20 protein-coding genes are annotated in these 19687 nt (G+C 74.1%); 3 read left to right on the top strand and 17 right to left on the bottom strand.

Features of this window, described 5'->3' with window-relative positions; all coding sequences use genetic code 11:
• Positions 1 to 52 precede the first annotated feature (52 nt).
• The 15 genes from pheT to BTM25_RS21975 all read right to left on the bottom strand — a co-directional run bounded on the left by pheT (position 53) and on the right by BTM25_RS21975 (position 15622).
• A complete protein-coding gene (pheT, locus tag BTM25_RS22045) occupies positions 53 to 2530 on the bottom strand; it encodes a phenylalanine--tRNA ligase subunit beta (RefSeq protein ID WP_103564904.1) in 2478 nt (825 codons plus the stop codon).
• Positions 2530 to 3639: a phenylalanine--tRNA ligase subunit alpha gene (gene pheS / locus BTM25_RS22040; protein ID WP_103564903.1), complete on the bottom strand. Its 1110-nt coding sequence runs from the start codon at positions 3637 to 3639 to the stop codon at positions 2530 to 2532. Before pheS ends, pheT begins: the two co-directional genes overlap by 1 nt.
• A 126-nt stretch (positions 3640 to 3765) precedes the next feature.
• Positions 3766 to 4857, bottom strand: coding sequence for a PAS domain-containing sensor histidine kinase (locus tag BTM25_RS22035; RefSeq protein WP_103565290.1), 1092 nt, complete (start codon positions 4855 to 4857; stop codon positions 3766 to 3768).
• A gap of 86 nt (positions 4858 to 4943) precedes the next feature.
• Entirely contained in the window at positions 4944 to 5465 is a 522-nt protein-coding gene (locus tag BTM25_RS22030; protein WP_235828564.1) for an STAS domain-containing protein, read from the bottom strand.
• A 239-nt stretch (positions 5466 to 5704) separates the two neighbouring features.
• Entirely contained in the window at positions 5705 to 6517 is an 813-nt protein-coding gene (locus BTM25_RS22025) for a TrmH family RNA methyltransferase (RefSeq protein ID WP_103564902.1), read from the bottom strand.
• Between the two features lie 46 nt (positions 6518 to 6563).
• Positions 6564 to 6941, bottom strand: coding sequence for a 50S ribosomal protein L20 (gene rplT / locus BTM25_RS22020; protein ID WP_103564901.1), 378 nt, complete (start codon positions 6939 to 6941; stop codon positions 6564 to 6566).
• A gap of 67 nt (positions 6942 to 7008) precedes the next feature.
• Positions 7009 to 7203, bottom strand: a complete 195-nt coding sequence (gene rpmI, locus BTM25_RS22015; RefSeq protein ID WP_103564900.1) for a 50S ribosomal protein L35 — start codon at positions 7201 to 7203, stop codon at positions 7009 to 7011.
• Between the two features lie 174 nt (positions 7204 to 7377).
• Positions 7378 to 7944, bottom strand: a complete 567-nt coding sequence (infC, locus tag BTM25_RS22010; protein WP_268877685.1) for a translation initiation factor IF-3 — start codon at positions 7942 to 7944, stop codon at positions 7378 to 7380.
• A gap of 362 nt (positions 7945 to 8306) precedes the next feature.
• Complete coding sequence (locus tag BTM25_RS22005; protein ID WP_103564898.1) at positions 8307 to 9128, bottom strand: shikimate dehydrogenase; 822 nt, start codon at positions 9126 to 9128, stop codon at positions 8307 to 8309.
• Positions 9125 to 10255 carry an endolytic transglycosylase MltG gene (gene mltG / locus BTM25_RS22000; protein ID WP_103564897.1) on the bottom strand — a complete coding sequence of 377 codons (1131 nt, stop codon included), beginning with the start codon at positions 10253 to 10255 and terminating at the stop codon, positions 9125 to 9127. The genes BTM25_RS22005 and mltG overlap by 4 nt, the downstream gene beginning before the upstream one ends.
• Positions 10255 to 10710 (bottom strand): Holliday junction resolvase RuvX, encoded by a 456-nt coding sequence (gene ruvX, locus BTM25_RS21995; protein WP_103564896.1) that lies wholly within the window; start codon positions 10708 to 10710, stop codon positions 10255 to 10257. The genes mltG and ruvX overlap by 1 nt, the downstream gene beginning before the upstream one ends.
• Positions 10711 to 10723: 13 nt before the next feature.
• Positions 10724 to 13393 (bottom strand): alanine--tRNA ligase, encoded by a 2670-nt coding sequence (alaS, locus tag BTM25_RS21990; protein ID WP_103564895.1) that lies wholly within the window; start codon positions 13391 to 13393, stop codon positions 10724 to 10726.
• Positions 13394 to 13395: 2 nt separating this feature from the next.
• Complete coding sequence (locus BTM25_RS21985; protein ID WP_103564894.1) at positions 13396 to 13731, bottom strand: hypothetical protein; 336 nt, start codon at positions 13729 to 13731, stop codon at positions 13396 to 13398.
• On the bottom strand, positions 13728 to 14126 hold the full coding sequence (locus tag BTM25_RS21980) for a DUF948 domain-containing protein (RefSeq protein WP_103564893.1): 399 nt from the start codon (positions 14124 to 14126) through the stop codon (positions 13728 to 13730). Before BTM25_RS21980 ends, BTM25_RS21985 begins: the two co-directional genes overlap by 4 nt.
• Positions 14127 to 14353: 227 nt before the next feature.
• On the bottom strand, positions 14354 to 15622 hold the full coding sequence (locus tag BTM25_RS21975; protein ID WP_235828602.1) for a replication-associated recombination protein A: 1269 nt from the start codon (positions 15620 to 15622) through the stop codon (positions 14354 to 14356).
• A gap of 206 nt (positions 15623 to 15828) precedes the next feature.
• Here BTM25_RS21975 and BTM25_RS21970 point away from each other — a divergent pair, with 206 nt between their 5' ends.
• The 3 genes from BTM25_RS21970 to BTM25_RS21960 are packed head-to-tail and all read left to right on the top strand — an operon-like array spanning position 15829 to position 17478.
• Positions 15829 to 16239 carry a hypothetical protein gene (locus BTM25_RS21970; RefSeq protein ID WP_103564892.1) on the top strand — a complete coding sequence of 137 codons (411 nt, stop codon included), beginning with the start codon at positions 15829 to 15831 and terminating at the stop codon, positions 16237 to 16239.
• 52 nt (positions 16240 to 16291) lie between these two features.
• Positions 16292 to 16888, top strand: a complete 597-nt coding sequence (locus BTM25_RS21965; RefSeq protein WP_103564891.1) for a DUF3105 domain-containing protein — start codon at positions 16292 to 16294, stop codon at positions 16886 to 16888.
• Complete coding sequence (locus tag BTM25_RS21960; RefSeq protein ID WP_168212204.1) at positions 16885 to 17478, top strand: DUF305 domain-containing protein; 594 nt, start codon at positions 16885 to 16887, stop codon at positions 17476 to 17478. Before BTM25_RS21965 ends, BTM25_RS21960 begins: the two co-directional genes overlap by 4 nt.
• Positions 17479 to 17512: 34 nt before the next feature.
• On the opposite strand, the gene BTM25_RS21955 is transcribed toward BTM25_RS21960, so the two are convergent.
• The gene (locus tag BTM25_RS21955; protein ID WP_103564890.1) at positions 17513 to 18751 is read right to left on the bottom strand and encodes a DUF349 domain-containing protein; all 1239 of its coding nucleotides are present in this window, start codon (positions 18749 to 18751) and stop codon (positions 17513 to 17515) included.
• Positions 18752 to 18824: 73 nt separating this feature from the next.
• A complete protein-coding gene (locus tag BTM25_RS21950; protein WP_103564889.1) occupies positions 18825 to 19598 on the bottom strand; it encodes a peptidylprolyl isomerase in 774 nt (257 codons plus the stop codon).
• Positions 19599 to 19687: the final 89 nt, after the last annotated feature.

Here is a 19687-nt window from a genome sequence, read left to right as displayed (position 1 = left end):
GTCAAACGACAGGACGCCCCCGCCGACGTGACGGGGGCGTCCTCAACAGGGCTCAGGCGCCGCGCAGCACCGCGCCCGTCCGCTCGGCCGCCGCCGCGACCGCCGCGTCCCGGGCCGCGCCCGCGTCCTCGGCCGTCAGCGTCCGGTCCGGCGCGCGGAACCGCAGCGTGTACGCCAGCGACCGGCGGCCCTCGCCGGCCTGCTCGCCGGTGTAGACGTCGAACAGCCGCACCGACTCCAGCAGCTCGCCCGCGCCGTCGCGCAGCGCCGCCTCGACCGCCGCCGCCGGGACGTCCTCGGCCACGATCAGCGCGACGTCCTGCGTGGCGACCGGGTAGGCCGACACGTGCGGGGCGCGCGGCGCGGCGGGCTCGCCGAGACCGCGCAGCTCCAGTTCCATCGCGCAGGACCGCGCCGGGAGCCCGTAGGCCTTGGTCGTGCGCGGGTGCAGCTCGCCCGCGTGGCCGACCAGGACGTCCCCGGCGTACAGGGCGGCGCAGCGCCCCGGGTGCCACGGCTCGTGCCGGTCCGCTTCGACGCGCAGCTCCACGCCGGCCTCGCGCGCGACCGTCCGGGCGGCCTCGATCGCGTCCGCCCACGTCGCCGGACGGCCCGCGCCCCACCAGCCGGACGGCGCGCGCTCGCCCGCCAGCACCGCCGCGACCCGCTCGGGCTGGTCGGGCAGCACCGCGTCCAGCGCCGCGACGTCGTCCGCCGAAGGGCCCCGGTCCACCGGCAGGCGCGGCGCGGACGCCACCGGGCCGTCCGCCGGACGGAACACCACGCCCCGCTCGAACAGCGCGACGTCGCCGAAGCCCCGGCCGACGTTGCGGGCCAGCGCCTTCAGCAGGCCCGGCAGCAGCGTCGTCCGCAGCAGCGGCTCGTCCTCCGACAGCGGGTTGGCGAGCCGCAGCGCCCGGCGGCGCGGGTCCTCGGCCGGGAGCTGGAGGGCGTCCCAGTCCTTCTCCGCCGCGAACGGGAAGTTGATCGTCTCGACGTACCCGGCCCCGGCCAGCGCGCGGCCGACCCGGCGGCGCAGCCGCTGCGCGCCGGTGAGGCCGTGCCCGGCCGCCGGACGCGGCGCCCGCGACGGGATGTTCTCGTAGCCCTCCAGCCGGATGACCTCCTCGGCGAGGTCGTTGGGGTCGGTGAGGTCCGGACGCCACGACGGCGGCGTCACCGTCAGCGTCGCGTCCCCGGCGACCGTGCAGCCGACCTGCTCCAGCCGCCGGACGACCGTGTCCCGTCCGTACGCCACACCGGCCACGCGGTCGGGGTGGTCGGCCGCCATCGTGATCTCGACCGGCGCCACCGGGGCCTCGGCCGACGACACGCCCGGCACGATCCGCGCCCCGCCCAGCTCCGCCAGCAGCGTCGCCGCCCGGTACGCCGCGCGGTGCGCCAGCTCCCGGTCCACGCCGCGCTCGAAGCGGTAGGACGCCTCGCTGTGCAGCTTGTGCCGCCGCGCCATCTTCGCGACGCCGATCTCGTCGAAGTGCGCCGCCTCGATCACCGTGCTCGTGGACGCGTCGGAGATCTCGGTGGCCAGGCCGCCCATCGTCCCCGCCAGCGACAGCGGGCCCGTCGTGTCGGCGATCAGGACGTCCTCGGGGTGCAGCTTCCGCTCGACGTGGTCCAGCGTCTCCAGCGTCTCGCCGGGCGCCGCGCGGCGCACCGTGATCGGCCCGGACACCTTGTCCCCGTCGAACGTGTGCAGCGGCTGGCCCAGCTCCAGCATCAGGTAGTTGGCGACGTCCACCGCCAGCGACACAGACCGCATCCCGGCCCGGTGCAGGCGCACGCGCATCCACATCGGCGCCCGCGCGGACGGGTCGAGACCGCGCACCTCGCGCAGCACGATCCGGTCGCACGCCGACGGGTCGGCGATCGCCACGCCCGGCCCGTCGCCCTCGCCCGTGGGCAGGTCGACGTCCGCCGGGTCGCGGAAGGCGACGCCGTACGCCGTCGCGGCCTCCCGCGCCACGCCGCGGATCGACAGGCAGTAGCCCCGGTCGGGCGTGACGGCGATGTCCAGGACGTCGTCGCGCACGCCGAGCAGCTCGATCGCGTCCGCGCCCGGCTCGGGCGACCCGGGCAGGATGAGGATGCCGTCGTGGTCCTCCCCGATGCCCAGCTCGCTGACCGAGCAGATCATGCCCTCGGACACCTTGCCGTAGGTCTTGCGGGCGCCGATCTCGAACCCGCCGGGCAGCATCCCGCCGGGCAGGATCGCGACGATCCGGTCGCCGACGGCGAAGTTCGTCGCGCCGCAGACGATGTTCTGCGGCTCACCCGTGCCGTTGGCCTCGCCCACGTCGACCTGGCAGTACCGGATCGGCTTCTTGAACCCGGTCAGCTCCTCGATCGCCAGGACCTCGCCGACCACCAGCGGGCCGCGGACGTCGTCGCCCACGCGCTCGACCGTCTCGACCTCCAGCCCGGCGTCGATCAGCCGGGCCGCCAGCTCCCGGCCGGTGACCCCGGCCGGCAGGTCGGCGTACTCCCGCAGCCAGGAGAGCGGGGCGCGCATCAGATCTCCATCCCGAACGGAAGGGTGAAGCGCACGTCGCCCTCCACCATGTCGTGCATGTCCTCGACGCCGTGCCGGAACATCAGCGTCCGCTCCACGCCCAGCCCGAACGCCCACCCGCTGTAGCGGTCGGGGTCGATGCCGCAGGCCACCAGCACGCGCGGGTTGACCATGCCGCAGCCGCCCAGCTCGATCCAGCCCTCCGACGAGCACGTCCGGCACGGTTCGCCGCCCGGCTCGGCGGACGCGCCCCGGCACACGAAGCACTGCATGTCCACCTCGGCGGACGGCTCGGTGAACGGGAAGAACGACGGCCGCATCCGCGTCACCAGGCCCGGACCGAACATCCCTGCGACGAACGCGTCGATGCCGCCGCGCAGGTCCGCCATCGTCAGGCCCTCGTCCACCGCCAGCCCTTCGAGCTGGTGGAAGACCGGGCTGTGCGTGGCGTCCAGCTCGTCGGTGCGGAAGGTGCGGCCAGGCCCCACCACGTACACCGGCAACTCGCGCGACAGCAGCGAGCGGACCTGCATCGGCGAGGTGTGCGTGCGCAGCACCAGGCCCGTCTCCTCCGACTCCACGAAGAACGTGTCCTGCATGGAGCGGGCCGGATGGTCGGGCGGGAAGTTCAGCGCGTCGAAGTTGAACCACTCCGCCTCGACCTCGGGGCCCTCGGCGACCTCGAAGCCCATCGAGACGAAGACGTCGACCATCCGCTCCTGGAGCGTCGTCAGCGGGTGTCGCGCGCCGCGCGCCGCGCGGTCCCACGGGAGCGTGACGTCGACGGCCTCCTCGGCGAGGACGCGCTGGTCGCGCTCCTCCTCCAGCTCCGCCTGGCGGGCCTTCAGCGCCTGCGTCACCGCGCCGCGCGCGGCGCCGATGCGTTTGCCCGCCTCGGCGCGCGCCGCCGGGGGCAGCGCGCCGATCTCGCGGTTGGCCAGGGCCAGCGGCGACCGGTCGCCCGCGTGGGCGAGCCGGACCTGCTTGAGCGCGTCGAGGTCGGCGGCGGCCTCGATGGCCGCCAGCGCGTCCGCGCGCGCCCGGTCAAGCGACTCGGCGCTCAGCGCCGCGACCTCGACGGGGTCATAGGACTTGTTGGGTGCAGACATGGTGGTATGACAACTCCGGTGGGCGTGGGACGTCCGCAGTCTAGTGCGCGGACGGGTACCGATCTTCGCGCGCCGCGGCGCCGCCCGCGCGGGGCTCCCGGGACGCCGTCCCGCCCGGCGGGCGGGTCAGACCGTGTGCGCGGGAGCGCCGGCGGGCACGGTAAATCGGAACTCGGCGCCGCCGCCGGGCGCGCGCCGCACGGCGATCGTGCCGCCGTGGGCCTCCACGAGGCCCTTGACGATGAACAGGCCGAGACCGGTGCCGGCGCGGCGGTTGCCGCCGGGGCCCCGCCAGAACTGCCGGAACACGCGCTGGGCGGCCTCGGGCGGAATGCCCTCGCCCTCGTCGCGCACCGACACGGCGGCTCCCCTCTCCTGCACGTCCGGTTCCACCACGATCGTGACAGTACCAGCCCCGTGCCGCACGGCGTTTTCGAGCAGGTTCCCGAGGATCTGGTCGATCTTGTCGGGGTCCAGCCACAGCTCGGGCAGCGCGCCGCGCGGCTCGAACCGGAAGCGGTCGGCGGGGTCGCCCGCCGCGATCCGGCCCGCCACGGCCCGGCGGACCTCGACGTCCAGGTCCACCACGCGGCGGCGCATCTCCAGCCGTCCCGCCTCGATGCGCGACACGTCCAGCAGTTCGGTGATGAGCCGGGTGACGCGGTCGGCGTCGGCGTTGACGGTCTCCAGCATCACCCGCTTCTGGTCGTCGTTGAACCGGTGCCACTTGGCCAGCAGCGTGGCGGTGAAGCCCTTCACGCTCGTCAGCGGCGACCGCAGCTCGTGGGCGACGGTGGAGACCAGGTCCGCGCGGTCGCGCTCGCGGCGGGCGCGGGCGGCGGCGTCGCGCAGCGCCACCGTGAAACGTTCCACCCGGCCGCGCGCGTCCCGCCGGTAGGACGCGGTGACCAGCAGCTCCGTCCCGTCCGCCAGGTACAGCGACCGCTCGGGGTGCCGCGTGCGCGTCGCCAGGCCGTCGTAGGGCGCGACGCACTTCCACCAGTCGCGGCCCTCCGCGTCGTGCAGCGGCAGGACGTCGCGGAAGTCCCCGCCGAGCGCCGAGCCCGCCGGGACGCCCGTCATCCGCACCGCGGCCCGGTTGAACGCCACCACGCGCGCCCGCGCGTCGGCGATCAGCAGTCCGTCGGGCAGGTCGTCCAGCGCGGCGCGCGGCGGGACGTCGGCGGGCAGCCCGCCGGGCACGTCCACTCCACCCACGGCGGCCTCCAGCACCCGTCGGAACACGGTCCGTCGCCACCAGACTCTATCCGCACTGCAAGGGCCGCCGGGACCCGCGAAGCCCGTCAGGGCAAGGCTTTTGTGGCCTCCGCGACCGCCTCGTCCAGCGTCGCGTGGACGGGGAACAGCCGGTGCAGGCCGGTGATGCGCACCAGGCGCTCCTGGGCGGGCCGCATCCGCGCCAGCCGGATCGCGCCGCCGCGCGCCACGACGTCGTTGTGCGCCGCGACCAGGGCGCCGAGGCCCGCCGCGTCGCAGAACGGCACGCCCGCGAAGTCGACCACGACCGACCGCCGGCCCGCCGCGTGCAGGCCGATCAGGCGGGCGCGCAGCCGGTCGGCCGTGTGCAGGTCGATCTCCCCCGAGACCGACGCCACGACCACGCCGTCACGGACGCGCGAGGTGGCGATCTCCAGCCCCGGACGCGTCCGGGTCGCCCACGGGACCGTTCCCGCGTCGTACCCGGACTCGTCGGGCTCGAGCGCGCCCGCGCGGCAGCGCACGGCGCCCGGCCCCCGCCGGGCGGTCCGCCGCTCGGCGGTCGTCCTGTCGTCGGCCATCATGGTCAGCCCCCATCCGCGCGGCATGAACGCCGCGCACGCTCATCACCGTAAACATCGGTGATGACAGAATTCGTCCGCCGCCGGAGTGGTTTCCGGCTCCTACCTGCGGAGTACGGCGGCGCTCGTCCCCCGGCGCCGCCGTCGCCATTCTCCCAGGTCAAACCGGACAGCGCGGCGCCCGACGCGGCCGTAACCGGTCAGCGGGCGGCCAGCGCACGGCCAGCAAGCGGCCAGCGTGCGGCCTGCTCGCGGCCGGCGGACGGTCAGCCGCGCTGGGCCCGCGCCGAGGCGTAAAGGCAGACCGCCGCGGCGGTCGCGAGGTTGAGGCTCTCGGCGCGGCCGTAGATCGGGACGCGGACGACCTCGTCCACGTGCCGCAGGATCTCGTCGGGCAGGCCCCACGCCTCGTTGCCGAACACCCAGGCCGTGGGACGGGCGAGCGTGCCGTCGTCCACGCAGGAGTCCAGGGTGCGCGTGCCCGCGCCGTCGGCGGCGAGGACGGTGAGCCCCGCCTTGGACAGCTCGGGGATCAGCGCGTCGAACCGGGGGCCGACCACGACGGGCAGATGGAACAGGCTGCCCGCCGACGCCCGGACGCACTTGCCGTTGTAGGGGTCCACCGACGCGTCGGTGAACACCACCGAGCCCGATCCGGCGGCGTCGGCGGTCCGCAGGACGGTCCCGGCGTTGCCGGGGTCGCGGACGTGCGCGAGGACCGTCACCAGCCGCGGCGAGGCGGCGAGCGACGTCTCCAGGGACACGTCCACGAACTCGCAGACCGCCAGCAGCCCCTGCGGCGTGACGGTCTGCGCCAGCTCGGCCATCACCTCGCCGCTGACGCGCAGCACCGGGGCGCCCGCCCGCTCGGCCGCCGCCACCAGGTCCGCGTGGCGCGTCTCGGCCTCGGCGGTGGTGAACAGCTCGGCGAGACCGCCGGGGATCTCCAGCGCCTCGCGCACGGCCTGCGGCCCCTCGGCGAGGAACCGCCGCTCACGGCGGCGGAACGCGCGCTTGGCGAGCCGTCGTGCGGCCTTCACCCGCGGGGAGCGGATCGAGGTCAGCTCACGGCCCGCCATGCGCCCTCTTCTTCTTTCCGGGTCCGGAGACCGGGGACCGCGGGTCTCAGGCCGCCTCGCTGCCCTCGGCGGGCAGCGCGCCCTTGGCGACCTCGACCAGCGCCGCGAACGCGGCGGCGTCGTTGACGGCCAGCTCGGCGAGCATGCGGCGGTCCACCTCGACCTCGGCGAGCTTGAGGCCCTGGATGAGGCGGTTGTAGGTCAGGCCGTTGGCGCGGGCGGCGGCGTTGATGCGCTGGATCCACAGCCGGCGGAACTGGCCCTTGCGGTCCTTGCGGTCCCGGAAGGCGTAGGTCATCGAGTGGAGCTGCTGCTCCTTGGCCTTGCGGTACAGGCGCGACCGCTGGCCGCGGTAGCCGCTCGCGCGCTCCAGGACGACCCGGCGCTTCTTGGCGGCGTTGACCGCCCGCTTCACGCGTGCCACGTGATGTTCTCCTTCGTGGAGGCCGGGGCCCTTCCGGGTCCCGGCAGGTCGTAGTGGTGTCCTGGGGTTACTTGCGCAGCAGCTTCTTGATGTTCTTCGTGTCGGCCGGCGACACCACGGCGGGGCCGTCGAGCCGGCGCGTCCGCTTGGTCGGCTTGTGCTCGAGCAGGTGGTTCTTGTTGGCGCGGCGGCGCAGCACCTTGCCGGAGCCGGTCAGCTTGAAGCGCTTCTTGGCACCGCTGTGGGTCTTGGTCTTCGGCATGGTCGCCGTCGTCTCCTCTGCTCGTCCGTCCGTGCGCGGCGGCGCGCGGGCGTGCCTGAACGGGCGCGCTCCCCCGGTCGCTCGGACCGCGCCTGGACAGGCTCAATGTACGTGCGTTCCCGACTCCGCCGGTACGGAGCCGGTGCCGGGCCGGCACTGTGGCCGGCCCCGCGGTCAGCCGGCCGCCGGCTCCGAGCCCGAGCGCGTCGCCGCGCGCTCGGCCTTGGCCTCCGCCTTGGCCTCGGCCTTCTTCTTGTGCGGGCCGAGCACCATGATCATGTTACGGCCGTCCTGCTTGGCCCGCGACTCGACGAAGCCCAGCTCCTCGACGTCGTCGGCCAGCCGCTGCAGCAGCCGGAAGCCCAGCTCCGGCCGGGACTGCTCACGGCCGCGGAACATGATCGTCACCTTGACCTTGTCCCCGGCCTTGAGGAACCGCACCACGTGACCCTTCTTGGTCTCGTAGTCGTGCGGGTCGATCTTCGGCCGGAGCTTGATCTCCTTGATGACCGTGTGCGCCTGGTTCTTCCGCGCCTCACGCGCCTTCATCGCGGACTCGTACTTGAACTTGCCGTAGTCCATGAGCTTGGCGACGGGCGGGCGCGCCGTGGGCGCCACCTCGACCAGGTCGAGGTCCGACTCGCGCGCCAGGTCCAGGGCCTTGGCGATGGGCACGATGCCCACCTGTTCGCCGTTCGGTCCGACGAGCCGGACCTCGGGCACGCGAATGCGGTCGTTGATACGCGGTTCGGCGCTGATGGGACCTCCTAGGGGCCGCTGCAGTGAAGTCTTCGGACCGGTCGTACCCCTGGGCCCTCATGCGAAAAGCCCCGTACGACTCGTCATACGGGGCCACCTTCGGCCGCCTCGGCGACGGTGCGCCGAGGCGACGGCGGCACGGCTGTGCGCCGTGCGCCGGACCGAGACCCGCCGGCCGCGAGCCGGTCAGGTGGGAGGTGGCCTCCGCTTGAGCGCCCGGTGCCCGCGTCTCTCGACACGTTCGCCAGGCCGGTCAGGCATCCACTGTACCACCTGTGCGAAGAGCCGACACCAGGCCCTCGGCGGGTACAACCCCGGGACCGGGCGCGGCATTCCCCGGCCCGTCAGGCGCGGCGGGCCAGCTCCGCCTCGCCGGCCGCGCGCATCGCGGCGACGGGGACGTCCGTGCGGCCAGTCATCAGCGTCACCTGCCGGACGGCCTGGTGCAGCAGCATCGGGAACCCGCCGACGACCGTCCGGCCCGCCCCCGCGACGGCGGCGGCCAGCGCGGTCGGCCACGGCGCGTACACCACGTCGAACAGGGCCGCGCGGGACGCCGCGACGGGCGCGGCGAACGCGTCGGCGGCGCGACCGGGCAGCGTGGAGACGACCAGGTCGACGTCCAGCAGCTCCGGGACGCGGTCCAGCGTCGCGACCTCGACCGTCAGCCCCACCCGCTCGGCGGCGGCCAGCGACGCGGCGGCGCGCTCGGGGCTGCGCACGGCCAGCCGCGCCTTCGCCACCCCGAGCCGGGACAGGGCGGCGAACGCGGACGCGGCCGTCGCCCCGCCGCCGAGGACGAGCGCGGACGCGGGCGCGCCGAGCCCCGCCTCGGTGAGGGCCGCGACGATGCCGTGGACGTCGGTGTTGTCGGCGTGCCACCGGCCGTCGCGCCGGACGAGCGTGTTCGCCCCGCCGACCGCGACCGCCAGCTCCGACACCTCGGCGGCCAGGTCGAGGGCGACCCGCTTGAGCGGCATCGTCAGCGACAGGCCCGCCCAGGACTCGTCCAGCCCGCCGAGGAACGGCGCGAGGCCGTCCTCGGCGCACTCGACGGCGGTGTACGTCCAGTCGTCCAGTCCGAGGGCCGCGTAGGCGGCGCGGTGCAGGACGGGCGAGAGCGAGTGGGCGACCGGCGAGCCGAGCACCGCCGCGCGGACCGTCATTCGGGGTGCTTCTCCAGCCACTTGTCCAGCTTGTTCTTCATCCGGGTGAAGTCGGCGTCGGTGACGCCGTACTCGGTGTACCCGGTGGAGGGGTCGGTGGTCACGAAGTACAGCCAGTCGCCCTTGGCGGGCGCCAGCGCGGCCTTCAGCGCGGCCTCGCCGGGGCTGTCGATCGCGCCGGCCGGCAGGCCCTTGACGTAGTAGGTGCTGTAGGGCGACCGGACGGCCGTGTCCTTGTAGGTGACGTGCAAGGTGCGCTTGTTCAGCGCGTACAGCACGGTCGTGTCGAGCTGGAGCTTCATGCCCCGGTTCAGGCGGTTGTAGAGGACGCGGGCGATCTTGGGGTAGTCCTCCTCGGTGCCGCCCTCGGCCTGGAGCAGGCTGGCGAGGACGACGACGTCGCCCGGCTTCAGCCCCACCTCGGACGCCTTGGACTCCAGGTCCAGGTCCTCGGTCTCCTTCTTGAACCGGGCGACCATGTCCTTGAGGATCCCGGCGGCGGACGCGTTCGGGTCCAGGTCGTAGCGGCCCGGGAACAGGTAGCCCTCGACCTTGCCGCGCGCGTAGGACGGGAGGCCGAGCGCCGCACCGTCCTTGGCGGCGGTCTGGAACTTGCGCACCGGGATGCCGGTCTTCTTGGCCAGCAACCCGTAGATCTCGCTCGCGCGCTGTCCCTCGGGGATCGTGATCTGGTTGCCCGCGCGCGACTTCGGGTCCAGCAGCAGCGCCATCGCGGCGTGCGACGACATCTTCTGCCGCATCTGGTAGAAGCCGGGCTGGATCGAGCTGGCGCGGGTCTCCCCCGCGTAGACCTTGAGGAACGCGGCGACGCTGCGGATGACGCCGTGCTCCTGCAGCGCGTCCCCGATGGCGCGTCCGGTGGCCCCCTCGGCGACCTGGACGGTCACGGTCCCGGTGCCCGCGCCGGAGTAGTCCGGCGGGTGGATGCGGTTGTTCAGCCACGCGGCGCCGAGGACGCCGCCGGTGCCGACGACCGCGACGAGGAACGCCATCGAGAACAGGAACGCGGCGCTGCCGCTGCGGCGTTTGCGGCGCTGCCGGACGCGCGCGGGACGGCGCCGCCGCTCCTCGCGGGGCTGCTCGGAGAACAGGTCCAGATCGTTCATCAGCGCTCACCGACGCTCTCGCCCGGGGGACGGCCCGTGGTCCGTTCGGCGTCCAGCGCCGCCTGCAGCAGCACGACGGCGGCGGCCTGGTCCACGACCTTGCGGCGGGCCTGGCCGCGCACGCCGCTCGCGCGCAGTCCGCTCTCCGCCGTGACGGTGGTGAGCCGCTCGTCGTACATCCGGACGGTCCCGGCGGGGAGCCGCCGGGCCAGCATCCGGGCGAACCGGCGCGCGGACGCGGCGGCCGGTCCCTCCCGCCCCGACAGGGAGGTGGGCAGCCCGACGACGACCTCGACGGCCTCGTACTCGGCGACCAGCGCGACGAGCCGGTCCACGTCGCCGCGCCCGCTGCGGACGGTCTCCAGCGGGGTGGCGAGCACGCCGCCGGGGTCGCTGCGGGCGACCCCGGTGCGAACGCTCCCCACGTCGACGCCGAGCCGGACGCCGGTCCTCATCGCGCCGCCCCGCTCACGGTGCCTCGACCGCGCGGCGGACGGCCGCCAGCGCGTCCCCGATCGCGGCGGCGTCCGAGCCGCCGCCCTGGGCCATGTCGTCCTTGCCGCCCCCGCCGCCGCCGAGCGTCCGGGCGGCGACGCCGACCAGCGCGCCCGCCTTCAGGCCGCGCTCGCGCGCGCCCTCGCTGACGGCGATGACGACGACGGGCCGGTCCTTGGGCACGCCCGCGACCATGACGACGGCGGGCCGTCCGGAAAGGCGCCCGCGCACGTCGGCGGCGAGCTTGCGCAGGTCGTCGGCGCCGGTGCCGTCCGGGACGCGGTGCCCGACGAACGCGACGCCGCCGAGGTCGGCCGCGCCGTCGGCCAGCGAACCGGCGACGGCGAGGACCTGCTGGGAGCGCAGCTTCTCCAGTTCCTTCTCGGCCTCGCGCAGCCGCGCGACGATCCCCGAGACCCGCTCGGGGAGCTGCTCCTTGCGGACCTTCATCTGCTCGGCGAGCTGCGCGACGAGCACGCTCTCGCGGGCGAGGAAGCGGAACGCGTCCACGCCGACCAGGGCCTCGACGCGGCGGACGCCGGCGCCGATGGACGACTCGCCGAGCACCTTGACCAGCCCGAGCTGCCCGGACGACGCGACGTGCGTCCCGCCGCAGAGTTCGCGGGAGTAGTCGCCGACCTCCACGACGCGGACCTCGTCGCCGTACTTCTCGCCGAACAGCGCCAGGGCGCCCATCGCGCGGGCCTCGTCGATGGAGGTGTTGAACCAGCGGACGTCCAGGTCCTCGATGAGGACGGCGTTGACCTCGTCCTCCACGTCGCGCAGCACGCTCGGCGGGACGGCGCCCGAGGCGGTGAAGTCGAACCGGAACCGGCCCGGGGAGTTCTCCGACCCGGCCTGCGCGGCGGACTCGCCGAGCGCGCGGCGGAACCCGGCGTGGACCATGTGGGTCGCGGTGTGCGAGCGGGAGATCGCGCGGCGCCGCTCGACGTCGACCTCGGCGAACGCGGTGTCGCCGACGCGGGCCTCGCCCGACACGACCGTCCCCCGGTGGACGATCAGCCCGGCCAGCGGCGTCTGGACGTCGCGGACCTCGACGCGGGCGCCACTGCCGAAGGTGATCGCGCCGTGGTCGGCGAGCTGGCCGCCGCCCTCGGCGTAGAAGGGGGTGCGGTCCAGGACGACCTCGACCTCGGTGCCCTCCCCGGCCGCCGCGACGTTGGCGCCGTCGATGATCAGCCCGACCACGCGGGCGTCGCCGGTCACCGCGCCGTAGCCGGTGAAGTCGACGCGTCCGCCCGAGCGGGTGAGCAGCTCGTCCAGGACGGAGACGTCGAGGTTGCCGGTCTTCTTCTCGCGGGCGTCCTTCTTGGCGCGGTCGCGCTGCTCGGCCATGAGCCGGCGGAAGCCGTCCTCGTCCACGCGCAGGCCCTGCTCGGCGGCCATCTCCAGCGTGAGGTCGATCGGGAAGCCGTAGGTGTCGTGGAGCTTGAACGCCTGCGCGCCGGGCAGCGCGCCGGCGCCCGCGCTCCGGGTCTCCGCGACGGCCGTGTCGAAGATCGCCGTGCCGGTGCGGAGCGTCTGGAGGAACGACTCCTCCTCCGCGTCGATCACGGTGTGGATGTTCGCGGCGGTCCGGACGAGGTCGGGGTACTGCTCGCCCATCGCGGCGATGGCGACGTCGGTGAGCGCGTGCATGAGCCCGGCGTCCTGCCCGCCGAGGAGCCGCAGGTTGCGGACGGACCGGCGCAGGATGCGGCGCAGCACGTAGCCGCGCCCCTCGTTGCCGGGGCGGATGCCGTCGGCGACCATCATCGTCCCGCTGCGGACGTGGTCGGCGATGACGCGCAGCGACACGTCCGCGCGGTGGTCGGCGCCGTACTTGGCGCCGGTCAGCTCGGCCGCGCGCTCCAGGACGCGCCACAGGGTGTCGGTCTCGTAGATGTTGTCGACGCCCTGGAGGATCGCCGCCATGCGCTCCAGGCCCATGCCGGTGTCGATGTTGCGCGACGGCAGGTCCCCGACGACGTCGAAGTCGACCTTGGAGCGGACGGTCCCGAGCTGCTTCTGCATGAAGACGAGGTTCCAGACCTCCAGGTACCGGTCCTCGTCGGCGACGGGCCCGCCCTCGCGGCCGTGCTCGGGCCCCCGGTCGTAGTAGATCTCCGAGCAGGGGCCGCCGGGGCCGGGGACGCCCATGTGCCAGTAGTTGTCGGCCAGGCCGCGGCGCTGGATGCGCTCCAGCGGGACGCCGACCCCCCTGTGCCACAGGTCCTGGGCCTCATCGTCGTCGGTGTAGACGGTGACCCAGAGCTTCTCTTCGGGGAAGCCGAAGCCGCCGTCGTCGCGCGAGCGCGTCAGCAGCTCCCAGGCGAACGGGATCGCCTGCTCCTTGAAGTAGTCCCCGATGGAGAAGTTGCCGAGCATCTGGAAGAAGGTGGCGTGCCGCGTGGTCTTGCCGACCTCTTCGATGTCCGGGGTGCGGACGCACTTCTGCGCGCTCGTCATGCGCGGCGACGGCGGCGTGCGCTGGCCGAGGAAGTAGGGCTTGAACGGCACCATCCCGGCGGGCACGAGCAGCAGCGTCGGGTCCTCGGCGATCAGGCTGGCCGACGGCACGACCGTGTGCCCGCGCTCGGCGAAGAAGTTGAGGAAGCGCCGCGCGACCTCTGCCGACTCCATGATCAGTGGCCATCCTTGTCGTCGTCGATGATCGAATAGCGGGCCGCGCGGATGATCCGGCGGGGCCCGGCCTCCTCCGGCGTGGGCGGTGCCTGGTCCAGCCGGACGGCCTCGCGCAGTTCCTCCTCGCGCGCGGCCATCTCGGTGCGCACGTCGGAGGCGAAGTCCCGGATGCGGTGCCGCAGGCGCTCCCCCGCGTCCTGCCCGGACGCGACGGCGCGGGCGGCGACGTTGTCGGGCGACCAGGCGCGGGCGAACCGCTCGACCCGCCGCTTCACCCGGTGCGAGGCGTAGACCCCGGCGCCGGCGCCGACCGAAAGCCAGAACAGCCGCTTCATCGCCGTCCCTTCTCCCCGCCGCGCGGGAGCTGCGGCCGTCCGGTGTCGCCCTTGTTCCCGAGCGCCTTGCGGACGCCGTAGGAGAACGCGGCGGCCTTGACCAGCGGCCCGCCGACCACGGACGTCATGACGGTCGTCACCGCCGAGACGTTCTGCGTGACGCCCGCGACCTGCTTGGTGATCACGTCGGTCCGGCCGAGCTGCTCGTTGGCGCGCCGCACGGTGCGGTTCATGTCGTCCAGCAGCGGGCCGGCCTGCTCGCCGATCTCCGCGACGACCTTGCCGGCCTCGCCGAGCAGCCGCGCGAGGCGCAGCAGCGTGTAGGCCAGGAAGGAGACCAGCACAGCCCAGAACACGGCCACGATGAGACCTGCGAGCTGTCCGCCAGTGAGCATGAGGGTCATCCGTTCGGTTTGCGTCGGCACGTCGCGTCGGCACGGCCGGGCCGGAAACGCACCCTACCGTGGGCGCCGTCCTGGTCCGCGCGGCCGCAACGGCGCGGCCCGGCGCGGCGGGACCGGCCGTGCCCAGCAGATTATCGGGACGAACCGCCCAACGTGGAGTCCTCCGGCGATCGGGCCGGGGCGCTCGCCCGCCCGGTCAGCCTGCCATGATCGTCCGGTCAGACGCCACCTTGTGCGCCGTGTCCCCGCAAGACGGACCGAATCCGGGTAAGGACCTCGGTGAACCGGGCCTCGGCTCCGTGCCGGGTGGGACGGTAATAGTCGCGTCCGTCCACGTTGTCGGGGGCGTACTGCTGCCGGACGACCCCGCCGGGATGGTCGTGGGCGTACTGGTAGCCCTCGCCGTGGCCGAGGCGGGCCGCGCCCTTGTAGTGGGCGTCGCGCAAATGGTTCGGGACGGGTCCGGCGAGGCCCTTGCGGACGTCCGCCATCGCCGCGTCCACCGCCTTGATCACCGCGTTGGACTTCGGCGCGAGCGCCAGGTGGATCACGGCCTGCGCGAGGTTGATCCGCGCCTCGGGCAGCCCGACCAGCTCGACGGCCTGGGCGGCGGCGACGGCGGTCTGCAGCGCGGTCGGGTCGGCCATCCCGACGTCCTCGCTGGCGTGGACGACGATCCGCCGCGCGATGAACCGGGGGTCCTCGCCGGCCTCGATCATCCGGGCGAGGTAGTGCAGGGCGGCGTCCACGTCGCTGCCCCGGATGCTCTTGATGAACGCGCTGATGACGTCGTAGTGCTGGTCGCCCTCGCGGTCGTAGCGGACGGCGGCGCGGTCGACGGCCTTCTCCAGGACCGTGACGTCGATCGTCCCGTCCTCGGGGGCGACCAGCGCCGCAGCCTCCAGGTAGGTGAGGGTGCGGCGGGCGTCGCCCCCGGCGAGCCGGACCAGGTGGTCCTCGGCGGCCGGGTCGAGCGCGACGGCCCCGGCGAGGCCGCGTTCGTCGGCGAGGGCGCGGGCGATGACCTCGCGCAGGTCGTCCTCCTCCAGCGGCTCCAGCGTCAGCAGCAGCGACCGCGACAGCAGCGGGCTGATCACCGAGAAGAACGGGTTCTCGGTGGTGGCGCCGATGAACGACACCCAGCGGTTCTCGACGGCGGGCAGCAGCGCGTCCTGCTGGGCCTTGTTGAAGCGGTGGACCTCGTCCACGAACAGGACGGTCTGGCGGCCGGTCATCCCCAGTTCCCTGCGGGCCAGCTCGATCTCGGCGCGGACGCGCTTGACGCCGTCGCTGACCGCCGAGACCTCCACGAAGCGGCGCGCGGTGACGCGGCTGACGACGGTGGCGAGCGTCGTCTTGCCGGTGCCGGGCGGGCCCCACAGCAGCAGCGACATCGGGACGTCCCGGTCGACGAGCTGCCGGATCGGGGTGCCGGGGCCGAGCAGATGGCGCTGGCCGACGACCTCGTCCAGCGAGCGGGGGCGCATCCGGACGGCCAGCGGGCCGCCGGAGTCGTCGGCGACCTCGGCGACCTCGGCGCGCGGCGCCGGGTCCGGCGGGGCCGCCGGGACGGACGGGTCCTCGAAAAGGCCGTCCGCCTGCCCCGTCTCCCGCCGGTTCGTCACGCTCCGACACTATCTCGCGGCACCGACGGCCCGGGACCGTCCGGCCGGGTTCCGGGTATTCTGCGCACGTGAACGCGACCGGCACCGCCGACCGGACCGAGCGCCCCCGGCGCGGTCCGCTCGGGCTGCTGCTCGCCCTGTTCGTCGCGGCGGGCCTGGTGTTCAGCTACGGGCTCGGGCACGCGCCGCCCCGGGAGATCTGCACCGCGCACAGCCTGCACGCCCCGGCGGACCTTCCGGCGTCCGTCTCGGACGGCGCCGTCCACGCAGCCGCGCCGTCCGGCCACCCCGGGTTCCCGGTGGACGCGTGCTGCCTCGCGCTGCCCGTCCTGTTCGGCCTGCTGGCGTTCGCGCTGGCCGCGCTCCCCCGCCGCGCCGGGAACCGGCGGCCCGCCCGAAGCGGGTGGACGCTGGCCCTGCCGCCGCCGCTCGCCGCCCCCGCCCCATCGCTCGCCTCGCTCCAGGTGCTCCGGCTGTAGACGGCCCCCGCCGCCAGCCCGTTTCCCTTCCAGCATCTGGAGATCTTTCGTCATGCCAGCGAACACGCGCGCCCGCGCGCGCAAGAACGTCCTGACCGAGCGGCGGACGCCGTGGGGGTCCATCGCCTTCTTCACCGTCGTCGGGCTGATCGCCGTCGCGGCCATCGCCGTCGCGTTCGTCCGGTCCCGGCCCGCCGGGGACGGGGACGGCATCGCGGGGCTCGTCGTGAAGGACGACCTCAGCCAGAACCACACGACCGGACCCGTCCGCTACCCCGACAGCCCGCCGATGGGCGGCGACCACGACCCGACGTGGCAGAACTGCGACGCCCGCGTCTACACCGCGCCGCTGCGGAACGAGAACGCCGTCCACGCCCTGGAGCACGGCGCCGTCTGGATCGCCTACCGGCCGGGCCTGGCCGCCGCCCAGGTGGACGCGCTCGCCCGCCGGATCCGCGCCGTCGACTACTCGCTGATGAGCCCCTACCCGGACCTGAGCGCACCGATCGCGCTCACCGCGTGGGGACGGCAGCTCAAGGTCACCGACGCGAACGACCCGCGCATCGACGCGTTCATGTCCGCGTTCGTGAAGGGGCCGCAGACGCCCGAGCCCGGCGCCCCCTGCTCGGGCGGCAAGGACGCCCCGTGACGGCACGGCGGGTCACGGTCGTCCTCGCGGCGCTGATCGTGGCGGTCGTCGCCGTCCTGCCCGCGCTGCGCTCCGGCGCGGCCGGCCCGGACGGGCCCGAGGCCGGGTTCGCCCGCGACATGAGCACCCACCACGCGCAGGCGGTGCGGATGGCGCTGACCGTCCGGGACCGGACACGCGACACCGCCGTCCGCACGCTCGCCTACGACATCGCCACCACGCAGTCCCAGCAGATCGGCATGATGACGGCGTGGCTGGACCGGTGGGGCGCGCCGAAGACCGATCCGCGCGGCCCGATGCGCTGGATGAGCCACGAAGGCCACGCGGGCCGGGCGGCCGGGGCGCAGGCGATGCCGGGGATGGCCACGCCCGCCCAGCTCGCCGCGCTCGAACGGGCTTCGGGACGGGACGCCGAGGTGCTGTTCCTGCGGCTGATGATCGTCCACCACCGGGCCGGGGTGGAGATGGCCCGCGCCGTCCTCGTCCGGACCGGCGACGAGCAGGTCCAGCGCCTCGCCCGCACGATGGTGCGCGGTCAGCAGGCCGAGATCGCCCTGATGACCGACATGCTCCGGCAGCGGGGCGCCTGACCGTCGCGGGGCGGGCCCGGCCCGCCCCGCGACGTCACGAGAACTCGGCGAGCGTGCGCTCGGCCTCGGCCAGCCACGCGCGGCGGGCGGTCAGGGCCTCCTCGGCGTCCTTGACGTCCCGGTCGCGGCCCGCCGCGACGGCCTTGTCGCGCCGCTTCTCCAACTGCTCGATCGTCCCGCGGAGCTGCGTCACCGTCGCCTCGGCGCGCGCCCGCGCCTCGGGGTTGGTGCGCCGCCACTCCGACTCCTCGGCGCCGCGCACGGCGTCCTCGATCTTGCGCAGCCGCCCCTCCAGCCGGTCGCGGTCCTCGCGCGGCACCATCCCGGCCGCCTCCCAGCGCTCCTGGATGCCGCGCAGCGCCTGCCGGGCCTGCCGGACGTCGCGCACCGGCAGCAGCTTCTCGGCGTCGGCGAGGATCTTCTCCTTCTCCTGCGCGTTCACCGCGAACTCGGCGTCACGCTCGGCGAACACGGCGCTGCGGGCCGCGAAGAACACGTCCTGCGCGCCCTTGAACCGCGTCCACAGCTCGTCCTCGACCTCGCGCGCGGCGCGGCCCGCCTGCTTCCAGCGGCGCATCAGCTCGCGGTAGGCGGCGGCGGTGTCGGTCCAGTCGGTAGAGCCCTGCAGCGCCTCGGCCTCGGCGACCAGCCGCTCCTTCTCGCGGCGGGCCTCGTTGCGCTGCTCGTCCAGCGTCGCGAAGTAGGCCTTGCGGCGCTTGGTGAACGCGTTGCGGGCGGCCGACAGGCGCTTCCACAGCCCCGCCTCGGTCGGCCGGTCGACGCGCTCGGCGGCCTTCCACTCCTCGACCAGCGCCCGCAGCCGCTCGCCGCCGTTCTTCCAGTGCGTCTCCTCGGCCGCGATCCGCTCGGCCTCGGCGACGATGCGCTCCTTGACCTCGCGGGCCTCGGTGCGGGCGTGCTCGCGGCGGGCCTTGACCTCTTCGCCGCGGCGGCCGACGAGCCCGTCCAGGGCGTCCAGGCGGCGGACGAGGGCGTCCAGGTCGCCGACGGCGTTCGCGCCGACCACCGAGTCGCGCAGCCGCCGGACGGTCTGCTCGGCCTGCCTCGGCTGCAGGTCGGTGGTCTTCACGCGCTGCTCCAGCAGGGCGATCTCGGTGACCAGCGCGTCGTACTTCCGCTTGTAGTAGGCGAGCGCCTCGTCCGGCGCACCGGCCTGCCAGGAGCCGACGACGCGCTCACCGCCGTCGGCGGTCTTCACGTAGACCGTGCCGTCGTCGTCCACCCGGCCCCACGGATCGGTCGCGCTGGACACCCTTGCCTCCTGATTCGCGGGCCCGGTGGAGATCACGGACCCAAGACGCTCCACACCTTAGTATCCCGAACGCCTAATTCCCGGCGACCGTGACGTCCTGGATCGTGACCTTCTTCTTCGGCTCCCCGGTACCGTCGTCGCCCTTCTTGGCGACGCCCGCGTCCGCGACGGCCTGCAGCTTCTCGATACCCGAGGTGATCTTTCCCAACACCGTGTAGTCGGGCGTGAGCTGCGAGTCCCCGTACACGAGGAAGAACTGACTGCCGTTCGTCCCGGGACCGGCATTGGCCATCGCCAGCGTTCCCTTGGTGTATTTCGCGCCGGTCGTGTTCTCGTTGTCGAACTGGTAACCGGGACCGCCGCTGCCCGTTCCCGTCGGGTCCCCGCACTGGAGCATCTTCAGCCCCGCGCTCGTGGACAGGCGGTGGCAGTGGCTGTTCTTCCAGTAGCCCTTCTTCGCCAGGAACGCGAAGGAGTTCGTCGCGCAGGGCGCCTTCGCCCCGTCCAGGGCCAGCCCGATGTCGCCCTGGCTCGTCTTGATCGTCGCCTGGACGGTCCCGTGGTAGAGCGGCTTGGCCGACGGCTTCCCAAGGTTCTTGGGCGCCCCGGCGTCGCTCGTCGCGGCGCGGTAGTCGCACTCGCCGGACTTGCCCTTGGCCTCGGCCTTCTTGTCGTCCCCACCGGTGATCACGACGATCGCGGCGCCGCCCGCGGCGATCACCGCCGCCACCGCCCCGGCCGCGATGATCCGGACGCGGCGGGCCTTGGCCCGCTCGGCCTCCAGCCGCTGCTGCTGGCGCTCATAGCGCTGCCGTGCGAGCTGCTTCTTGCGGTCCTTCCCCGCCACGTGCCCTGCCCTCTCGCCGCGATCAATGAACGTGCAGCGCATAGTAGCGGTACCGGCGGACCGCGCCGACACGGCGATCGCGGGATCTC

The sequence above is a fragment of the Actinomadura rubteroloni genome, from assembly GCF_002911665.1.
GTDB classification, from domain to species: Bacteria; Actinomycetota; Actinomycetes; order Streptosporangiales; family Streptosporangiaceae; genus Spirillospora; species Spirillospora rubteroloni.
The sequence above is the reverse complement of the archived record's forward strand: the minus strand, read 5'-3'. Positions and strand labels throughout refer to the sequence as shown.